Annotated in this window: 25 protein-coding genes; 7 read left to right on the top strand and 18 right to left on the bottom strand. The window is 63.9% G+C overall.

The window, feature by feature from the left end; translation table 11 throughout:
* Nucleotides 1-381 precede the first annotated feature (381 nt).
* Nucleotides 382-1479: a fatty acid desaturase family protein gene (locus P12x_RS12530; protein ID WP_435011205.1), complete on the top strand. Its 1098-nt coding sequence runs from the start codon at nucleotides 382-384 to the stop codon at nucleotides 1477-1479.
* Between the two features lie 287 nt (nucleotides 1480-1766).
* Here the strand turns inward: P12x_RS12530 and P12x_RS12535 are convergent, their stop codons facing one another.
* The 7 genes from P12x_RS12535 to uvsE form a co-directional block, all read right to left on the bottom strand.
* The gene (locus tag P12x_RS12535) at nucleotides 1767-2825 is read right to left on the bottom strand and encodes a hypothetical protein (RefSeq protein WP_435011206.1); all 1059 of its coding nucleotides are present in this window, start codon (nucleotides 2823-2825) and stop codon (nucleotides 1767-1769) included.
* Between the two features lie 150 nt (nucleotides 2826-2975).
* Nucleotides 2976-3536, bottom strand: coding sequence for a helix-turn-helix domain-containing protein (locus P12x_RS12540; protein WP_435011207.1), 561 nt, complete (start codon nucleotides 3534-3536; stop codon nucleotides 2976-2978).
* Nucleotides 3537-3548: 12 nt separating this feature from the next.
* Nucleotides 3549-3908 carry a hypothetical protein gene (locus P12x_RS12545; RefSeq protein ID WP_435011208.1) on the bottom strand — a complete coding sequence of 120 codons (360 nt, stop codon included), beginning with the start codon at nucleotides 3906-3908 and terminating at the stop codon, nucleotides 3549-3551.
* A gap of 80 nt (nucleotides 3909-3988) precedes the next feature.
* Nucleotides 3989-4378, bottom strand: coding sequence for an acyl-CoA thioesterase (locus P12x_RS12550; protein ID WP_435011209.1), 390 nt, complete (start codon nucleotides 4376-4378; stop codon nucleotides 3989-3991).
* Nucleotides 4379-4406: 28 nt separating this feature from the next.
* Entirely contained in the window at nucleotides 4407-5111 is a 705-nt protein-coding gene (locus P12x_RS12555; protein ID WP_435011210.1) for a tyrosine-protein phosphatase, read from the bottom strand.
* Nucleotides 5011-5679: a hypothetical protein gene (locus P12x_RS12560; RefSeq protein ID WP_435011211.1), complete on the bottom strand. Its 669-nt coding sequence runs from the start codon at nucleotides 5677-5679 to the stop codon at nucleotides 5011-5013. The genes P12x_RS12555 and P12x_RS12560 overlap by 101 nt, the downstream gene beginning before the upstream one ends.
* Nucleotides 5680-5771: 92 nt before the next feature.
* A complete protein-coding gene (gene uvsE / locus P12x_RS12565; RefSeq protein WP_435011212.1) occupies nucleotides 5772-6812 on the bottom strand; it encodes a UV DNA damage repair endonuclease UvsE in 1041 nt (346 codons plus the stop codon).
* A gap of 268 nt (nucleotides 6813-7080) precedes the next feature.
* On the opposite strand from uvsE, the gene P12x_RS12570 reads away from it, so the two are divergent.
* Nucleotides 7081-7887, top strand: a complete 807-nt coding sequence (locus P12x_RS12570) for a hypothetical protein (protein ID WP_435011213.1) — start codon at nucleotides 7081-7083, stop codon at nucleotides 7885-7887.
* A 78-nt stretch (nucleotides 7888-7965) separates the two neighbouring features.
* Here P12x_RS12570 and queC read toward each other — a convergent pair whose 3' ends face one another.
* On the bottom strand, nucleotides 7966-8691 hold the full coding sequence (gene queC, locus P12x_RS12575) for a 7-cyano-7-deazaguanine synthase QueC (protein WP_435011214.1): 726 nt from the start codon (nucleotides 8689-8691) through the stop codon (nucleotides 7966-7968).
* A gap of 85 nt (nucleotides 8692-8776) precedes the next feature.
* Here queC and P12x_RS12580 point away from each other — a divergent pair, with 85 nt between their 5' ends.
* The 3 genes from P12x_RS12580 (at nucleotide 8777) to P12x_RS12590 (ending at nucleotide 10997) form a co-directional block, all read left to right on the top strand.
* Entirely contained in the window at nucleotides 8777-9364 is a 588-nt protein-coding gene (locus tag P12x_RS12580; protein WP_435011215.1) for a Maf family protein, read from the top strand.
* A 140-nt stretch (nucleotides 9365-9504) separates the two neighbouring features.
* Nucleotides 9505-10371, top strand: coding sequence for a hypothetical protein (locus P12x_RS12585; protein WP_435011216.1), 867 nt, complete (start codon nucleotides 9505-9507; stop codon nucleotides 10369-10371).
* Nucleotides 10368-10997: a hypothetical protein gene (locus tag P12x_RS12590; protein WP_435011217.1), complete on the top strand. Its 630-nt coding sequence runs from the start codon at nucleotides 10368-10370 to the stop codon at nucleotides 10995-10997. The genes P12x_RS12585 and P12x_RS12590 overlap by 4 nt, the downstream gene beginning before the upstream one ends.
* Nucleotides 10998-11007: 10 nt before the next feature.
* On the opposite strand, the gene P12x_RS12595 is transcribed toward P12x_RS12590, so the two are convergent.
* From P12x_RS12595 to P12x_RS12605, 3 genes are all read right to left on the bottom strand, one after another.
* Nucleotides 11008-11826, bottom strand: coding sequence for an NYN domain-containing protein (locus tag P12x_RS12595; RefSeq protein ID WP_435011218.1), 819 nt, complete (start codon nucleotides 11824-11826; stop codon nucleotides 11008-11010).
* 284 nt (nucleotides 11827-12110) lie between these two features.
* A complete protein-coding gene (locus P12x_RS12600) occupies nucleotides 12111-12410 on the bottom strand; it encodes an RNA recognition motif domain-containing protein (protein WP_435011219.1) in 300 nt (99 codons plus the stop codon).
* Nucleotides 12411-12951: 541 nt separating this feature from the next.
* On the bottom strand, nucleotides 12952-13422 hold the full coding sequence (locus tag P12x_RS12605; protein ID WP_435011220.1) for a hypothetical protein: 471 nt from the start codon (nucleotides 13420-13422) through the stop codon (nucleotides 12952-12954).
* Nucleotides 13423-13663: 241 nt separating this feature from the next.
* Here P12x_RS12605 and mug point away from each other — a divergent pair, with 241 nt between their 5' ends.
* Complete coding sequence (mug, locus tag P12x_RS12610) at nucleotides 13664-14236, top strand: G/U mismatch-specific DNA glycosylase (protein ID WP_435011221.1); 573 nt, start codon at nucleotides 13664-13666, stop codon at nucleotides 14234-14236.
* Nucleotides 14237-14274: 38 nt separating this feature from the next.
* Here the strand turns inward: mug and P12x_RS12615 are convergent, their stop codons facing one another.
* Genes P12x_RS12615 through P12x_RS12630 form a run of 4 tightly spaced genes read right to left on the bottom strand, consistent with a single transcriptional unit; the run spans nucleotide 14275 to nucleotide 16476 of the window.
* Nucleotides 14275-14988, bottom strand: coding sequence for a methyltransferase domain-containing protein (locus P12x_RS12615; protein ID WP_435011222.1), 714 nt, complete (start codon nucleotides 14986-14988; stop codon nucleotides 14275-14277).
* A 37-nt stretch (nucleotides 14989-15025) separates the two neighbouring features.
* Entirely contained in the window at nucleotides 15026-15157 is a 132-nt protein-coding gene (locus tag P12x_RS12620; RefSeq protein ID WP_435011223.1) for a hypothetical protein, read from the bottom strand.
* Nucleotides 15158-15176: 19 nt separating this feature from the next.
* Nucleotides 15177-15587 carry a Minf_1886 family protein gene (locus P12x_RS12625; RefSeq protein WP_435011224.1) on the bottom strand — a complete coding sequence of 137 codons (411 nt, stop codon included), beginning with the start codon at nucleotides 15585-15587 and terminating at the stop codon, nucleotides 15177-15179.
* A gap of 34 nt (nucleotides 15588-15621) precedes the next feature.
* The gene (locus P12x_RS12630) at nucleotides 15622-16476 is read right to left on the bottom strand and encodes a PSP1 domain-containing protein (RefSeq protein ID WP_435011225.1); all 855 of its coding nucleotides are present in this window, start codon (nucleotides 16474-16476) and stop codon (nucleotides 15622-15624) included.
* Nucleotides 16477-16767: 291 nt separating this feature from the next.
* Between P12x_RS12630 and P12x_RS12635 the strand changes: the two genes are divergently transcribed.
* Nucleotides 16768-16992 (top strand): Trm112 family protein, encoded by a 225-nt coding sequence (locus P12x_RS12635; RefSeq protein WP_435011226.1) that lies wholly within the window; start codon nucleotides 16768-16770, stop codon nucleotides 16990-16992.
* 16 nt (nucleotides 16993-17008) lie between these two features.
* Here P12x_RS12635 and P12x_RS12640 read toward each other — a convergent pair whose 3' ends face one another.
* The 3 genes from P12x_RS12640 to P12x_RS12650 all read right to left on the bottom strand — a co-directional run bounded on the left by P12x_RS12640 (nucleotide 17009) and on the right by P12x_RS12650 (nucleotide 18508).
* Nucleotides 17009-17344: a hypothetical protein gene (locus P12x_RS12640; protein WP_435011227.1), complete on the bottom strand. Its 336-nt coding sequence runs from the start codon at nucleotides 17342-17344 to the stop codon at nucleotides 17009-17011.
* Nucleotides 17345-17430: 86 nt separating this feature from the next.
* On the bottom strand, nucleotides 17431-17958 hold the full coding sequence (locus tag P12x_RS12645; protein ID WP_435005113.1) for a transposase: 528 nt from the start codon (nucleotides 17956-17958) through the stop codon (nucleotides 17431-17433).
* Nucleotides 17933-18508 (bottom strand): winged helix-turn-helix domain-containing protein, encoded by a 576-nt coding sequence (locus tag P12x_RS12650; protein WP_435005114.1) that lies wholly within the window; start codon nucleotides 18506-18508, stop codon nucleotides 17933-17935. Before P12x_RS12650 ends, P12x_RS12645 begins: the two co-directional genes overlap by 26 nt.
* Between the last annotated feature and the right edge of the window lie 44 nt (nucleotides 18509-18552).

Below are 18552 nucleotides of genomic sequence, written 5' to 3' on the forward strand. Positions count from 1 at the left end.
CGAGACCGCGAACGAACCGAACGAACCGAACGAACCGAACGAACCCAAGCATCCACAAACTCCTTCACCCAAAACACTTTCGCCCGAACCACGACCAGGCAGTTCCCGGCCCCGACTGCCCGAAGCGGCCCCGGGAAAAACGAACCCAACCACCCTGCCGGGTTGCTCCGCTGGATCTTCCATCAAGTGATATTCAGCGAAACCAGGGGAGCTTGACCCGCCTTTTCCCCGAGCAATCGGATGCTCGACCGGGTGTCCCTCGGCTCGGCCCCGATCAAGCTCGCTCCCTCCTCGTCAAGCGAGCCTCGCCGATCGGCCGATGAGAAAGGTGGGGCGTGGGATCGCCCGAAGGCTCCTCGAAGCTTGAGGTCTCGGCTCATCATGCCCGCCATGCCCGCAGAAGCGGATCTGTCCTGGGATGAAGCCCACCGCCAGGTGGTCGGGCTGATGCGGGTCGACAACCGGGCGAACATCCCCTACATCCTCCGGGAGTACCTCGGCCTGGCCTTCACCCTGGCGGCCTGCTCGTGGGCCTACCGGGCCTGGGCGAGCGGGCAGGTCCCGACGGCCGGGTTCCTCCCGATGGCGGCCCTGGGCGTATTCGCCGTGGCGGCGTTCCAGCACCGGCTCTCGGGCCTGGCCCACGACGCGAGCCACGGGACGCTCTTCCGGGACAAGCTGCTCAACGAGCTGGCCTCCGACCTCCTGCTGATGTTCCCGCTGGTGGCGATGACCCAGAAATATCGCGAGGCCCACCTCGGGCACCACCGATACGTCAACGACCCCGAGCGTGACCCCGACATCCTCCGGCTCAACCATCCCGACCCGCACCACTTCCCGATCTCCCGGGCGGGCTTCTGGTCCCGATACGTGGTCCAGGGGCTCTGGCCCCCCTCGATCCTCCGCTACCTGATCGGGAGGGCCCGCGCGGCGAACCTGGGGACGACCGGATCAGGCCCGAGCATCCGGGGCGTCTATCGGAGCCGGGTCGCCCGGAGCCTCCGGGGGGCCTACTGGCTCTCGGCCTTGAGCGTGATCCAGGTCACGGGTTCCTGGCCGATCTTCTGGCTCTTCTGGGTCGTCCCGCTCCTGACGGCGTATCCCCTGTACATGCAGCTCCGCGAGATCGCCCACCACAGCAACGCCCCCGACGACGGCGACCTGACCAACTCGCGAGTCTTCCGCGTCCACCCGCTCCTGGGCGCCGTGGTCTTCCCCTACGGCCAGGCGTTCCACCTGACGCACCACCTCTTCGCGATGGTCCCGCACCACCGGATCGCCCAGGCTCACGCGATCCTGACCCGGCACCCCCCCTATCGCGAGGGGGTCATCGTCTGCCAGGGCTTCTTCTTCCGCCGATGGGGCACCGAAGGTCCTTCGCTGCTCGAATTACTAGCGAGCGATGCCGTCGGCTCGCCAAACCGAACGCTGCCTGGCCCCCACGTTCCAATCGTGCGCGAGGTCTCCCGCGAAGGCTAGAACGGTTCCCAGTTGATCGGATCACTCCGTCTTGGGCTGAGACCAGATCCATCTGCCGGGTATGACCTCCGGAAGCCTGCCCCCGGCACGGGGATATGCCCCCTGTTTCAATATCACCTACCCATCGGTGTGGACTAGTCAAACCCTTAGCTCCGATTTTGTCCTTCCGAGAAGTGACCCCGACTAGTAGACCTGACGGCACTCGAGGAGGCGAGGGAAAGAACCAGGTCCGATTTGGAAGCTGGCCGGGTCGACTCGTAGTGCACGTCCGAACCGACCATCGACTTTCAGGACAGGGCAGACTTAAGAGTTTCCGGCCGGACGTGATCGAGCGCCCATTCATGTCCGGCCAATGAGTCCAAAAGCCATAAAATATCCTTAATTGCCAAGAGTTTCCTTTCAAGTGATTCTGGAGTAAGCGTGAATGTCCCGACGTGGGCCACTTCGTTCCTGAGTTGTACGGCCGTTCTCAACTCTTCAACGATCGGCTTCGGGATAGACTTAACACGACTCGCTTTGCCATCTTTTATTAAAATACCAATATATGATCCGAGAATTTTTTCGATGGGAGGGGACGGAAGATTTTCGATGAGCCACTTTGTCTCGGGTGCGGCGTGGACGACGTAGTATTTGATCGAGATCTCGGCGGCGGCGACCCCGATTAGGAGCGAACTTCTGGGATTCATCGATTGGATTGACCAAGCTTCATGAAACAGCGAGTGGGATAATGGCTCTCCTCCACCGGTCTGGATAATATTGGTCACCTTCGCGATGACATCGTTGGATATCACCTTCGGCCGAATTACTCGAAATTCAGCATCGATGTCAGACGGAAGGGGAAACCACGTTGAACCATCGGTTGAAAGTTCAAATATTTGATTATCAACTAATGGGTCTGCCTCTTGATCAAGACCTAACCGCCATCTGAGCGTCGAGACGAGTTTCTTCGCCTGTGTTTCTAACTCCTTAGAAATGCTACGGCATTGGGTCGCGAATCCGGGAGGGCAGTCCTGCATTCGCGGCAAGGTGATGGGTCGGATTTCCCCATGGGAATCGATGCTGCTTGGGAACAACCGAGGAGAGTTTACGCCACTCGGTAGTTCTCCCCGCGAGATAGCATCAAAGATTGTCTGGTTATTCCTTGTTGGCTCTCGTTCGAGGAATGCCGCGCAAATGACCGAATCGGCGCCCCAACCGTTTATTTCCTTCTCTCGACTTGAAGGATTGCGAAGGATGATTGTGACGAGACACTCACCTGCTCCCAAGGTGAATTTCTTCTCGACATTAAGCCCAAATTCGGCCATATCCCACATTCGTTTTACAAAGAAGATTCGCCTGAAAATCATAAGTAAATCCCCGGCCATTATTGTTAAGCGTTACTAAACAAAGACCTGGGAGCCATGGGTCACGAGGGCCTGAGGGTCAGACTCAGGGACCCAACCCCCAGCCGTCGTGTCTGACCCCAGCCGTCGTGAAAGATCGATGGAGACCTCGGTCTAGATTTCCATCTCGTGATTCTCGATGGCAGCCGCGCAGGTCCCTGCCCTCTCGCCGGGTAGATCCAGTTCGAGCGCCCTTCCATCGGGGAAGATGGCTCGGACGGAAAGCCTTGCGCCCATGCCCTCGACGAATCTGGCCACGGTGCTGAGATGCAGGTCGTCGCGATTCTCGACCTTGGAAACATTCGCCTGCTTGATTCCGAGCCGATCCGCCAGGGCGGCCTGAGTAAGGCCGGCGGCCTGGCGGAGCTGGGCGAGCCGCACGGCTACGGGCGGGACGGATGGGCTTCCCGACAACACCAACTGAACGACCCGGTCGAACGTCGCCCTGGCGTTGGGATAGGACTCGTCGACGCCGGTCCCGAAGTCGTCGGGTCCTGGGGTCGAAAGCCCGAAGCCGAACTCGGGCCGCCATTCGACGACCACCGGCGGCAAGGCCCCGTCGCGATCCACGCTCAGGAACCAGGGTCCGGTCTCCGTCTCCGACGGGTCGAGCTCGACCTTTCGGCCGCGGAATCGTCCCGCCAAGTCCTGATGCAGGCGTTCGACGTCGTTCATGATCAAGGACCCTCAGGAAATCCGACCGCCATCAGCCCCGGGCTTGTCCATCGCAACCGATCCGCCCCTGACACGAATCTGAATGGCTCCGTTCGAGGCGACGACGACGTCGTGACCCCTGCTGGCGTAGCGAATCAGATTCGGGTGCCCAGGAACCGAGCGAACACTGTCCGCCTGCGCCGGATACATTCGCCCGTCGGTCATCCACAGGGAGGGGTCGAAGGGAATTCCCGTGAGATCATCCTCGACAGCATTAAGGATGTCGCAGACCTGTTGGTAGGCTTCGGCTGCCGAGGACGCCGCCGGAGCTGCTTGCAATCTCCGGTAGAATTCGGCGAGCCGCGTGCCTTTCGGCCGGGTCGGTCCGCTCATCCCTCTGCGGCCTCCGCCCTTCCGATTCTATCTTCGACCATGAAAATATACCCTCAGGGGTATTATTGTCAACTCTGTGGCTAATGACTCAAGATCTCCGGGAGCGCCTGGGGCCTCCCTTCGCGGTCGACGCAGGCCAGGGTCGAGTGCCCCTCGGCGAGCAGTTGGCCGTCCCGGAGCAATTCGTACTTGTGGACGATCTTGACGTGCGTGACCCGCTCGACGGTGGTCCGGAGGGTCAGGACGTCGTCGTAGTAGGCGGGCCGCTTGTACTTGCAGCCGAGGTCGACGATCACCAGGAGGTGCCCCGCGTCCTCCATGTCGCGATAGGTCATCCCCCGGTCGCGGAGCAGCTCGGTCCGGCCCATCTCGAAGTAGACGAAGTAATTGGCGTGGTGGAGCAGACCCATCCGGTCGGTCTCGGCGTAGCGGACCCGGAACGTGATCTCTCCGCTGGCAGGCTCGGCCATGATGCTCATCTCCCGGTGGGTCGGACGTTCAGCGACGGTCGGCCACCCGCTTGACGCCTCGGGTCACCACGACCAGCGGATAGGGGTCGAAGTCCCAGTTCTCTCGCGAGGGTTTGCCGGGCCGGTATCCCTCGGCGACCCATCGGCGGAAGTGGTCGGGGGCGTGGGCCAACGACCGGTCTCGGAGCCATCCCTCGTATTGTTCGAGATGTTGGCGGGTGACGACCCCATCACCGATCCCGAAGTACATGTGACGGGCGCTGAACTGGGCTTCGGCGTCGGCCAGGGTCGAGCCCGGCCGGAGCAGCCGATCGAATGCGGCGGCGATCGCGGTCCGCTCCGAGCCGTGGAAGCAGTGGACCAGCAAGGGACGCTCGGCCGTCTCCAGGACCTCCAGGAGCGCCCGGGCCTGGGCCCGGGACATCCACTCGCAGGAGGAGAGGGGCATGTCGATCTGGGTGCCCCCGGCCTCCAGGGTGGCGGCCCGTTCGTCGCGATACCAGGGGGACTCGGGGTGCGAACCCCTCAGGTTCAGGACGGTCCGGACCCGGTGCTCGCGGAGCTTGCTCGCGAGGGATGACCCGCCCATCTGGCCCGATCGGTAGAGCCGGCCGGGCTCGACGGTCCCGAAGTTATCCGAGAACGCGAGCATCCAGACCGCCGGGATCCCCAGGAGCGTGAGCCCGATCAGGAGGGGTCGGAGGAACCAGTGCCGGAGTCGGCGGAATCGCATCGATCGGAGCCTCGCGGGGGGGGTGGGCCAGGGCAAAGGCCTCGATCAACCGATGATCGGCCGAATCTCGCTCGGGCCTGGCCCAGGGGAGCGCGGCCACCTCGCCCCAGGCACGGTCGGCGGACCACCCTCGATGCTTGATCCGGTAGGCCGCGTGCGCCTGGCTCGACCGATGATGGCCCGCCACACAATGGAAGAAGATCGGCTGGAGGGCGGGGTCGGCGAGAAGGTCGGCCGCTTTTTCCATCTGTTCGAGGTTGGCTCGCGAGCCGTGGATCCTGACGAAGGCCCAGCCGACCCCCAGTTCGCGGACCACCTCGGCCTGTTCGACATACTTCGGGTCGTCCTTGTTGATCGCGGTGAGCGTCACGATCGTCCGGATTTTCTCGCGGAGCAGCACCTGCCGGAGCGGACCGGGACGCTGCCAGGCCCCCCGGATGATCCGACCGGGCTCGACGACCGCGACTCGTTTCTCGAAAAACTCGTCGCGCCATTGCCAGGCCGAGTAGCCCGCCAGCGCCGCCCCGGCCGATCCCAGGCCGATCCTCAACCAATTCCGTCGGTTCACCTTCGATGCCTCCCTCGCCCGGCTCGGGCGTCGGGGATTGTAGCGGCCTGGGGGAGCCTGGCAATCCCAAGCGGGATCCGAGGGCCCGCCCCTCACTCCTCGGCGGGTTCTTCCTCGATCGCCTCGTCGGCGTCGCCCTCGGCGAGTTCGGCGATCCCGAACCTTGGCGCGATCTCGGGGGCGAACCGGGCAAGGTCGCGTCGAGCCCGGATCAGGGCGAGATCCTTGGCCTTGGCCTCGAACATCACGTCGAACTCGAGGTCGCCGGCCAGCCGAAGAAACGTGATGAACTCGAACGGGTTGACGAAGTCGGCATGCCCGGTCCAGACCGGCGGGAGGAGGTCGTTGACCATCTTGCCGGTCTTCCGGTCCTTCCGGCGGATCTCGCGGAACTCGGTCCGGGGGGAGGAGTAATGGACCTTCGGCCGGACCCCGGCGGGCCAGGTCGCCAGGAACTTCGCCAGGGTCTCGCGGAGGTCGAGCCGCTCGGGGTTGAGACACCAGAAGTGCTGATGGTCGAAGATCAGGCGGACGCCGGTCGACTCGTGGATCGAGAGGACATCGGCCGGGCCGAAGCGGGTGTCATCGTTCTCCAGGACGAGCCGGCGACGGACCGGCTCGGGGAGCGTGGGGTAGGTCTCGGCCCACCGACGGACGCCGGCCGGGCGATCGCCGTAGGTCCCGCCCACGTGGATCACCAGGACCGACTCCGGCCCCATCTCCATGAGGTCGAGCATCTCGGCCTGAGCCGCCAGGTCGGCCACGCTCCGGGCCGTCAGCTTGGGGTCGGGGCTGTTGAGGATGACATACTGCGAGGGATGAAACGAGAGCCGCAAGTCCTGGTCTCGAGCTATCTTACCAAGCTCGGCCAGCTCCGCCGCGCATTCGCGGATCTGGCCGTGAAACTGCGGCATATCCGGATGCGTCGCGTAAGGGGCCAGGTCGGAAGACATCCGGTACATCCGGATCGATTGCTGCCCCAGGTGCTCGAAGATCGCCCGGAGATAGCCGAGCGAGGTCCGGAGATGGGGGCCGCTCTGCCAGCGCCGGGCATCATTGCTCGGGAGTCCGGGCCGCGCCAGGACCTTCACGGGGAAGCCGAGGCGAAGCGCAGTCGTGTCCGGCGTCGTCATGAAATGGAGGCCTTCCCGAAATCCGGCGGAAACGAGCATGGTAGGAGCCCAACCTCGAGCGGGCAACCCCGAGAACCGAAAGTCTACCCCGGAACCTGAGAAGCTGGGGGGCCTGCGACGACTGAACGTCGCCAGAAGCCCGAGATCGGCTTGACCGAACCGGGTTTCTGGTGGTAGATTGCATAAACATCTGGTGGATTTCCCCACACACGCACATCTCGTCCGGCCGCTACCCTCACTCCATCCCGATCGCTAGGGAGAATGGCCCGTGTCCCTACATCCGTCCCGCCGCACCATTCTGGCCTTCATGGTCGGCGTGCTGGCCCTGCCCTGGGCCGGTGCCTGGGCCCAGGACCAGCCCGCCGCCCCGAAGGGAGACTTCCCGTCCCCCGAGCCGATCCCGCAGGTCACGCTCGGGCCGACGCTGAAGACCCACCCGATCCAGCGGAACGCTCGAGGATTCCTGAATCCGGCCAATGGCAACCGGGGCGTCTTCAATGAACAGTGGGTCGACGCCGCGGTCCTCCCCCGCGACCGGCAGGGGATCTGGGTCCTCGACTTCGCCTTCAAGCCCCTGCGGCTCATGACCGTCGTCGACGAGAAGGGCCGCCGAGACGTCCACTACATGTACTATCAGGTGGTGAACAAGACCGGCGAGCCGAGGTTCTTCGTCCCGCAGTTCACCCTGGTCACCGACACCGGCATGCGGTATGAGGACGCCGTCCTGCCGCAGGCCGTCAAGCAGATCCAGCTCCGCGAAGATCCCTCGATCCAGAATCTCCACGGTGCCGTCGAGATCGTGGGGATGGTCCCTCCGAGCACCAAGCAGGGGATCGACGACGCCGTCTTCGGCGTGGCGATCTGGGAAGGGGTCGACCCCAAGGCCGACAAGCTCTCCGTCTTCGTCCGGGGCCTCTCCGACGGATACCGGGAAGAGCCGGCCGCCGACGGCGGCAAGCCCCTGGTCCGCTACAAGTCCCTCCAGATCGACTTCATCCGTCGGGGGGACGAGCACGACCTCAAGGAACGCGAGCTCATCCTCGACGAGCCGCCCTTCGAGTGGACGTATCGTTGAACGAATGACCGATGACGGATTTCTCATCTCTAACGGATGCCGACTCTGGCATGCTTCGAGATCGGGAATCCGTCATCGTCAGAGCCCCGCGTAGCCCGCCGGATCTTGCAGCCCGAGCCTTTCGAACGCGGCCAGGCGGATCGTGCAGGCATCGCATCGTCCGCAGGAAAGGCCCTCTGGCGAGGGGTCATAGCAGGAGTGGGTCAGGGAATAGTCGACCCCCAACTCGCGGCCCCTGACGATGATCTGCTCCTTGGTCATCGTCAGGAGCGGGGCATGAATCCGGAACCGTCCGGTCCCCTCGACCCCGGCCCTGGTCGCCAGATTGGCCATCGTCTCGAAGGCCCGGAGGTATTCGGGACGACAATCGGGATAGCCCGAGTAATCCACGCAGTTGACCCCCACGAACAGGTCGAACGCGCCCAGGGCCTCGGCCCAGGCCAGGGCCAGCGAGAGGAAGACCGTGTTCCTGGCCGGGACGTACGTGACCGGGATCCCGTGGGCCATCTCATCGGCCGGGCGGTCCTTGGGGACCTCGCCGTCGCCGACCAGGGCACTCCCCCCGAACGGCCGGAGGTCGACCTCCAACTCCAGATGCCGGGACACCCCCTGGGCGTTGCCCACCGCGCGGGCGGCGTCTCGCTCGATGGCATGCCGCTGCCCGTAGAGGACCGTGAGGGCATACACCTCGAACCCCGATGCCTTCGCCTCGGCCAGGGCCGTGGCCGAGTCGAGCCCGCCGCTGAGCAGGACCACCGCCTTGGATTGTTCGGTCATGGTCGGATCACCTCGTCCGGTTCTCATCGGGTCGGCCTTCTCCCGAAGATTCCAGTATAGCGGATCCTGGCCGGCTTCCATCCCGGATCGATCGCCCCATCGAGGAAGTCTCATGCCACTCGACCTGATCCTGGCCAGCACCTCGCCCTACCGCCGAGCCCAGGTCGAGCGGCTCGGAGTGCCGTTCCGGGCGGTCGCCCCGCCGGTCGATGAGGAAAGCCTCAAGCGAGAATGGGGGGCCATCCCCCCCCGTGAACTGGCCGAACGGCTGGCGATGGCCAAGGCCGAGGGGGTCGCGCGCCAGGAACCCGATGCCGTCGTGATCGGGGGCGACCAGCTCGTGGCCTCCGGCGGCTCGATCCTGGGCAAGCCGGGCACCCCCGAGCGGGCCGTCGAGCAGCTCATGTCCATGAGCGGACGATCCCACGAGCTGATCACCGCCCTGGTCGTGATCCAGGGCGGCACACCCTACGCCCACACCAACATCACGAGGCTGGCTTTACGCCAGCTTACGCACGAAGAGATCCGACGCTACGTCGAGGCGGACTGCCCGACGGATTGCGCCGGAGCTTACAAGCTCGAAGCGAGAGGCATCGCCCTGTTCGACCGGATCGATTCCGAGGACCACTCGGCCATCGTCGGCGTGCCGATGATCGCCCTGACCACGATCCTCCGGCGGCTAGGATTCGCGATCCCTTGATTCCACATCCGCGATCGAAGAATCATCTCGGCCCGGCAACGCGTCCTTGACAACGCGAGCTTTGCCGAACAAAGTATAGACCTTCCGGCGACGCTCGCTCGTCGTGACCGGGCGTGTCGGCTTTCGATCGGGGGTTGCACATGATTCGCTGGTGGAAGGATCTGGACCGGATCTTGCGGGGGGACGCGACCCGGATCTCGTCGCTGAGTCGAGGGACGATCGACGTATCGGTGGGAGGGTTGTCGCTGGTTTTATTGATCTTGGGTATGCTTTATGGGGCATGCATGGGGAGTTTCGGGCTCTTCAAGGCGGGCGGCCCTTCTTACCTCCAGTTGGTCGCCTCCACCCTGAAGGTGCCCGCGCTCTTCGTTCTGACGCTCGTAGTGACCCTGCCCTCGCTCTATGTTTCCAATGCCTTGGTGGGATCCCGCCTGGTCGTCGATTCGGTGATCCGGCTCCTGGTGGCGGCCCTGGGCGTGATGATGGCGGTGCTGGCCTCGCTGGGTCCGATCGTCGCGTTCTTCTCGCTGAGCACCACGTCCTACCCGTTCATGGTCCTGGTCAATGTCGTGGTCTTCGCGGTTTCGGGGGCGTTGGGGCTCTCCTTCTTGCTCCAGACCTTACATCGGTTGAGCGTGGCTCCTCGCGATGCGAAGGAGGATCACGTTCCGGAAATCCTCGACGGCGGCGAGCCCGATAAAGCCCGGGAGGACGTGGAGCGAGAGGACTTGCGACAAGGCCTGGAATCTCTGAGAGTCGGCGAAGCCGAGGGGGGGAATGTCACCCCACCGGGTGCCCTCGATCCGCTGGATGACCGGATGCTCGACCGTCACGTGAAGACAATCTTCCGCTGCTGGGTCATCCTGTTCAGCCTGGTCGGTGCGCAGATGGGCTGGGTCCTCCGCCCGTTCATCGGCGACCCGAATCTCGAGTTCGCCTGGATCCGCGGCCGCGATTCCAACTTCTTCCAGGGAGTCCTGCACGCCCTCTCGAGTCTTTTCTCGTGAGGCAGTTGCGCGGACGAATCGAGGAGATTCTCCGGGGTCGCCCGACCACCGGAGCGTGGCAAGTCGTCCTGGGCTGTGGTTTGATCTATGGCGGGGTGATGGGGACCTTCGGAGGGAGGTCCGGCCAGGTCGCCTTCTCGGCGATCAAGGTGCCACTGCTCTTGCTCGCGACGGTGGGGCTGAGCCTGCCCAGTTACTTCATCCTGAACACGCTGCTGGGCGTACGCTCCGACTTCGCCGCTGCCTGGCGGGCGGTGTTGGCGTCGCAGGCCGGACTGACGATCATCCTGGTCTCGCTGGCCCCGATCACGGCATTCTGGTATGCCTCCTTCGGGGACTATCGGGCGGCGATCCTGTTCAATGCCCTGATCTTCGCCGTCGCTAGCGGCGGAGCCCAGGTGCTCCTCCGACGGTCGTACCGACCGTTGATCGCCCGGGACCCGAGGCATCGCTGGCTCTTGAGGATCTGGCTGATCCTCTATGCTTTCGTCGGGATCCAGATGGGTTGGAGCCTCCGGCCATTCATCGGCGACCCCGCCCAACCGGTCCGCTTTTTCCGCGAGGGAGCGTGGACCAACGCTTACGAGAAGGTCGCCCGTATCCTTTGGGATTTCCTGACCCGTTGATCGATCCAGATCAGCGTCGGCCGGCGGGACGATCGCCGGGAACCTTGGGGGCCTCGCGCTCGCCGAAACGGGTCACGACATAGGTCCCGCTCTTGGGATTGCGCTCGATGTCGACGATCGCGTGGTTATCCGCCTCTTCGAGGAGGTGGGTGAAGCTCCGATAGCCATAGTAGCTCTCGTCGAACGACGGCTTCTTACGCTTCATCGTGTCCTTGATCATCGAGGCGTAGAGGATCTCGTGATTCTCGCGACGGAGGGCGTTGCAGGCCTCGACCAGGAGCGTGTAGACCTCTCGCTTCCGATCGGGCATGTCGGCGTAGAGGTTGGTCGCGATCTGCTGCTCGTCCTGCTCCTGGCGTTCGAGGTCCTCGTAATAGATGAACTCGTCGCAGTTGTCGCGGAGCAATTCCGAGGTCGAACCTTTCATGCCCAGGCCGATGACGTGCTTGCCGTTCTCCTTGAGCTTGGAGACCAGCGGCGAGAAGTCGGAGTCGCCCGAGACGATGACGAAGGTATCGACGTGCGGCTTGCTCCAGGCGAGGTCCATCGCGTCAACGACCAGGCGGATATCGGCCGAATTCTTGCCGGTCTGGCTCCGCCGAGGGATCTCGATCAGCTCGATGGCGGCCTCGTGGAACGGCGCGGTATAGGCCTGATACCGACTCCAGTCGGCGTAGGCCTTCTTGACGATCAGCTTTCCCTTCTCGACCAGCCGCTCCAGGACCTTCTGGATGTCGAACTTGGTCTTACGCTGATTCTGGAAGCCCATGGCGAGATTTTCGAGGTCGACGAAAACCGCCAGGCTACGTTCGCGATCAGTCTTGGTCATAACAGACTCGGGGGACGCGCCCAGGATGATTCAGGTCCCGTATCTCGAAGGCGCGCGGCGATACGCCTCGCGCGAAACAACTCCCCCATCCACCTCGGCCTATCATCGAACAAACCAGGGACTTGGAATAACCGCCCGAGCCAATTTCGTCGGAGTTCTTCGGGGCTCGAGCCGGGAAGTTACGTGAGGACGAAGTAGGATCCCCGCCAGCCCCCGAGGGGAGGCCGGAAGGGAATACACTTCAGGAATCGAGGATCGGCCAGGGCCTGACCGCCGGGCTTAGATCAGCCTCCGTGACCGCCGCCGAACCAGCCACCGCCGGCATACAGGTCGCGGACGGTCCGCCGGGGTCGCGACTCATTGACGGTCAGCGCCCGGCTTCGGAAGTCGCTGCCATTCAACGCCGCGATCGCCGCATCCGCTTCGGATTGGCGAGGCATATCCACCAGACCGAAACCGCGAGACTGACCGGTCCGAGCCTTGACTTGAACTTCCGCCATGGCGACCGCGCCAAATGGCTCGAAGATCGCCCGCAATTCGTCCGAAGTGACCGCGTAATCCAGATTACCGACATAAATCATCATAGCGAAGATCCACTCCTCATCGAAACGATCAGCAAGGGCTGCCCCTCGTCTCGGTCGCTTACCGTGACTTTTCTTCGGTCGGATCGGGCCGCATCGGCCTGGACAGACCGGGCAAAGCCACTGATTCGCCCTGACGACGCTTCCCGCCAAGCCCTTCTCGAGGGATGGGCCAGATGCCATGTGGGCCGCCAAAGAGGCGATCGAGATCACACAAGTGAGTCAACGACCCGCCGAAGTGGCGCCACCCCGGACGCCTTCCTAAGTGATAAGAGTGTACCGCAAGCGGATACAACCCGCCAGTCAACTCCCGGATCCCGAATCCATCACCGGGAGTCATCCCGGTGATGGGCCAGGATCGAGCTCAGGGCTCGTCGGCGAGGCTGTGCAGCGCAATTCGTCCATGAGAAATAGGTTGCACACACAAACGCGATGGTGCTGCCTGATCATGGACTTCCGATTATCTGCTTCGCATCGACAAAAAAACCCCGACCGCCATCGCGGCCGGGGTTACGATTTGGTACCGGAGACCAGAAGCGATAGATCAGCTCTGAGCGGCCGGCATCGTCTTGGAGGGCATCTGGGGAGCCGCAGCCGGAGCCGACTTGGCGGGGGCCTGCGGGGCCGGCATCGTCTTGGCCGGAGCTTCCGGGGCCGGAGCCGACTTGGCCGGCGCTACCGGGGCCGGCATCGTCTTGGCCGGAGCTTCCGGGGCCGGCATCGTCTTGGCCGGAGCTTCCGGGGCCGGCATCGTCTTGGCCGGGGCCTGCGGGGCCGGCATCGTCTTGGCCGGGGCCTGCGGGGCCGGCATCGTCTTGGCCGGGGCCTGCGGGGCCGGCATCGTCTTGGCCGGAGCTTCCGGGGCCGGAGCCGACTTGGCCGGCGCTACCGGGGCCGGCATCGTCTTGGCCGGGGGCACCGCTTCCGGCATCTGCTTGGACTGGGCCTGGACTTCGGCCATCCCAACGCTCAGGACCGCAGCGGTGACCCAGCCGAACATCTTGCAGCCACTCATTGAAGCAATCTCCCTTGTTTCGTGATCCCGGACCGACTCAGCCGAGATGACCGGGTACACGTCGGCCACGACCGGGTCGATCTATTATACGGTATCACCGTTTGCGTGCTTTGGGAATTTTACGAATTATCCAGCGAATACATCGACTTTTTTGGCAAACTCGTCGATTTGCTCAAACGAAACACGGTCCGAACGGGCAAGCAAGCCTCATTTTCCGGACAACCCTCGTGGAGTATCGAAAGTGAATTCCCCCTGGAGGCCAACTCCCGAACAAATCGCGGCGGCCCAGGACGGGACGATTCCGGATGTAATTGGACCCGGACTCCAGATTCTCTTCTCCGGGATCAATCCGAGCCTCTACTCGGCGGCCGTCGGGCACCACTTTGCCAGGCCCGGCAACCGGTTCTGGCCCACGCTCCACTCCGCTGGCTTCACTCATCGACGATTCGATCCATTCGAGGATCAAGGGTTGATCGACCTCGGTCTTGGCATCACGAACGTCGTCGCCCGGGCGACGGGCGCGGCCGACGAGTTATCCGCGGAGGAACTCACCGAAGGGGGCCGTCTCCTCGATCGAAAGATCCAACACTATCGTCCGAAGATCCTGGCACTGCTGGGGATAACCGCCTATCGGTCGGCCTATCACCGCCCGCAGGCCAGGATGGGGCTCCAGGCCGAATTGATCTCGGGATCACGGCTTTGGGTGCTCCCCAATCCCAGCGGCCGCAACGGTCATTTTTCCGTCGAGCCATTTCTGGAACTTCGCCGTGCTCTTTCCGGGGGCGACCTCGCTCCCGAGGAATATCCGAGGTGATGACGGCTCGCCGAGGCACACGCTCCACCAGTCGCGAATTACTCGGAATCCGCCGACACGCGCCGTCCGACCAGCGCCAGTTGAAAGCCAAGATAGGGGCGGACCGTCCAGCTCCATCCCGTCATCGACGAGACCGGGGCGATCAGCTCTTCTTTCGTGAATCCGCGGAGGACCGAGAGCGGTCCATCGTGCCGGACCAGGCGATTCCGGGTCAGGATCGAACTCCAGACGCGAAAACCCCAGTAGGCGAACCAGTCTCGACGGATATCGAGGATGATCACTCGATGGCGAGCGACTCGGGCCATTTCCTCGACCAGGCGACCCAGTGGTCGCCCGGTGAAGTGGTGGGCGAACTTGACGGCGGTGACCAGGTCGATCGATCGATCCGCGAACGGAAGTCGGAGAGCATCGCCACGAATGGCGGCCAGGGACCGGGTCCGGGCTGCGGAGGCGGCCTGGGCATCACGGTCGAGCGCGAGAACCGGGCCCGCGCGGTCCGGCACGAGGTCGCGGAGTGCGACCGCGATGTCTCCCGAACCGGAGCCGACGTCGAGGAAGGTGAAGGACGCGCGACCCGGCATGTCCTCGCGGACGAATCGGGAGAATTCCCGGCGCATTGTCCGGAGGTTCCCGAGTTGACTGTTGACGCGTCGGAGGACCCGATAGGCGTCCTCGACCTCGGCTTCGGGGAGCCCCGGCGCGTCCATCAGTTCCGGTTCGTCCCGACGCTCGGGTGTCCAGGTCCACGCCATCAATCCGACCGCCTTCCGACCGGGATTCGGCAGGCCCTCAACGCTCGACAGGGGCCGAGGCGCGGAGTTGGGGTTTCTCTCCCGAGAGCCAGGCCAGGGTGCCCAGGGCGAGGACCCATCCGAGGAACAGGGCCAGGGCGAGGAAGAACCGGAGTCGTTGACGATCCATTCGGCTGGCCTCCAGGGTTTCAGGCGACGTCGTCCAGGGCCAGGACGAAATCGCGACGCAAGGCTTCTTCGAAGTCGAAGACATGATCGAAGTCGCCTCGTGAGTCGGTCGGGGACTTCTCCAGGTCTCCCGAGGCGATCAGATTGAAGACGATCTCGCCCAGGTCGGACGTCGATCGAATTCCCCACTGATTGAGGACGGCCTTGGCCAGCAAGCCGTAGTGGGACAGGGCCAGGAGCCGGGCCCCTTCGCAAAGCTCACGGCCCGTGACGTGACGCGACCGCGTCGGTCGACGGCCTCGCGACTTGGCCTGGGCGCGTTTCTTGAGACTTTTGGTGTGCTCGATGGCCTCGAAGATGAAAGCGTAGGCATGGATCGAGTAGCGTGGGTCGCGTGCCAGCACCCCCGCCAGTTCATCGCGAAGGCTCATCGATAAGTCCCTCTCGCACCTGGACATCGAACTCTCACGGTTCGATGCGATCGTCATCCTCATCCTGAGCTGGTCGAAATTTTGACTTCTCGACGCCAACGATGTCGTCGCGGCTCACGACGATCCTGCGGTGGTCGTCGAATTCGACGACCACCTTGCCGGCGAGGATTTCCTGGGCGAGGACTCGACCTTGTCCCCGGTGAGTGATCACTCGCGATCCGATCGGGGGTAATTCTCTCTCGAGGGCCCGATACGTGTCGAATTCATAACGCAGGCAGCATTTAAGTCTACCACAACGACCCGAGATCTTCGAGGGATCCAGGGTCGTCTTCTGGACCTTCGCCATCCGCATCGAGACCGGCGGCATCCGCGAGAGGTGGGTGTTGCAGCAGACCGGCTTGCCGCAATCTCCATAGTCTGCGAGAAGCTTGGCCTCGTCGCGGACGCCGATCTGCCGCATCTCGATTCGAGTTTGCATGGCCCGCGCCAGGTCCTTGACGAGTTCCCGGAAATCGACCCTCTTCTCCGAGACGTAGTAGAAGACCATCCGTTCGCCGCCGAAGATCACCTCGACGTCGACCAGGTCCATCTGCAACCTTCGCTTACCGGCGAATTCGCGACAGGTGGCCAGGCCCCGGATCGAGGCTTCGGCCAGGCGGGATTCCTCGACCAGGTCCTCGGGTGTCGCCACCCGGACGATCTGGCCACGAAATGGATTTTCCAGGAAGGAACTCGTGCGTTCGGTCGCCTGACAGAGGATTTCCCCCATCTCGGTCCCCCGATCGCTCCGGACCAGGACTTTCTCCCCACGGAGATGGGTCAGACCCTCCACACCCTCGTATTCGCCGATATGCCGCATCTGGCCGTACCGGACGACGTAGGTGTTCATGGATCTCGCAATTCAACCCGTGAGGAAATGAGGGGCTCGGCACATCCCGATGGCCCATCATTCGAGGTTCGGGTGTTTCGGACCTCAGGTTCGATCGATAGTATAACTAATCCGGATCATGCGGCCATAGATCCTTCGACCCTGTTCGGTCCTGCTTGCGGACGCGATCGAGTCCGGATTCGACTTCCCCCCGGACGCCAATCGTCTCATAATGCGACGAAGCGACAGGGTCTCCCGCTTCCCCTCCCATCACGACGGTCGCCCTTCGACCGAAGAAGGATCTACTCGCCGATGGTAAGTGACCAATTCCTCTCGCTGCTGGTCTGCCCGATGGGCCGAGTCCCCCTCAGACGCGAAGGGGACAGCTTGATCTGCAGCCAATGCGGCGTCCGATTCGCCATCAAGGATAACATCCCCAACATGATCGTCGAGGAGGCGGAACTCCCCGAGGGTTGCAGCTGCCTGGCAGAGCTCGAATGCGTGAAGGCGGGTCAGGCCAAGGTCGAGATCGCCTGATCGCGACCGGTCGGGATTAGCCGTCGAAGCGGAAGACCCACCGGCTGTCGACGAAAGTTGCCAGGACGTTGGCCCCGACCGGGGGCACGGCGGAGCCGAGATTGAGGGCGAAGAAGGTCGAGGGACCTACCGAGATCGATCCCGGCCCTCCCTCGACCTCGAGGCCCATGAGGGTGAGCGGCGAGCATGCGAAGAAGCTCCCCGCGGCGGTCGGATAAGTCGCGATCTTCTTCGTCTGAGCGAGCAGGCAGGGCGCCCCGAAGCTCGGGGGGCGATCCAGTCGCCCTGCTCCGGCGACCATCGCGGCATCGCGGATCCGGAGCCGCGTCGATTCGTCCGGCTGGGTACTCATCGGGTCTGACCCCGTTGGTCGGAAAGATGCAGGATCGTCTGCTGGTTTCCATCGAAATCCCAGGTCATACCGAATCCCCTGGATGACTAACCATTGAGCTCGACCGCCCAGCTGAAGCCGACGGCTCCGCGGACGACCTCGGGGTGGTCGATCAACCATCGGCACCGATCCAGGACAGGGACCTGCATCGTGGCCAGGTCGTTGAACCCCAGGTTGGCCACCGCCTCGCGTACCAGCGGCCAGAGCGGCTCGACCGGCTGTAGCTCCGGCGTGCAAGGCGGCAGTCGGTGCAGCACCACGTTGACCGGGATCGCCAGCCTCCTGGCCACGTGCCAGCCGGCGTTGTCCACCATCAGCACCAGCAACTTCTCCCCGGCCGGGTCGGCCCAGCGGGCGAATTCCTCCAACGCCAGGCCCATCCAGTCGGTATTGGCCGAGGGCAGGATCAGCTCCAGGTTCCGCCCGCTGGCCGGGTGCACGAAGCCGTAGACGTAGGCCCATTGGTACTTGGTCCGGCCATAGGAGAGCGGCCGATGGGCTCGCACCGCCCAGACCCGACGGGTGATCGGCTTGAGCCCCAGCCGGGCCTCATCCTCGGCCCAGACCTCGACCACTCGGCCGGGGTGCTCCCGACGTAGGCGGGCGACTCGATCGGCCAGGGCGTCTTTTCCACGCCCGCTGCGAAGCGGGCGTGGCGGCCTCCGGATGTCGGGGTCGGGGGACCTGCAGCGAGAAGCCCAGGCCACGCAGCCATCTCCAGCCGGTCTGCTTGCGGATGTGGACGTCCCAGCGATCGCGGACGAAGGTGGCGACCTTGGCCCCGGTCCAGAGCCCGCCGTCGGGCGGCGACTGGCGGAGGGCGGCCCAGAGATCGACCTGCTGCTCGGGGGTGAGCTTGCTCTGGCCGCCGTTGGTGGTAGCCCTCCGGTCGCCCAGGCCATCGGGCCCCTGGGCATTCCAGCGTTTGAGCAAGGCGCGGGCCCAGACCGGAGTCAGGCCGACCTGCTGGGCGGCCTGAGCCGGGCTGAGCGGCTGGTCCGGGCGAGTTAGGAGCCAGATCACCTGCCAGTGGGTCTTCTCGATGCCGGAGCGGCACGCGCGATAGCGGCGAGCGATCTCCTCGGGGGGCAGGTGCAGGACGATGGGCAGTCGTTCGTTCGCCATGGGGAACCTCCGTGGAAGTAGGAGATCCCCCTATGATAACTCAT

The organism is Tundrisphaera lichenicola (assembly GCF_051175385.1).
GTDB classification, from domain to species: Bacteria; Planctomycetota; Planctomycetia; order Isosphaerales; family Isosphaeraceae; genus Tundrisphaera; species Tundrisphaera lichenicola.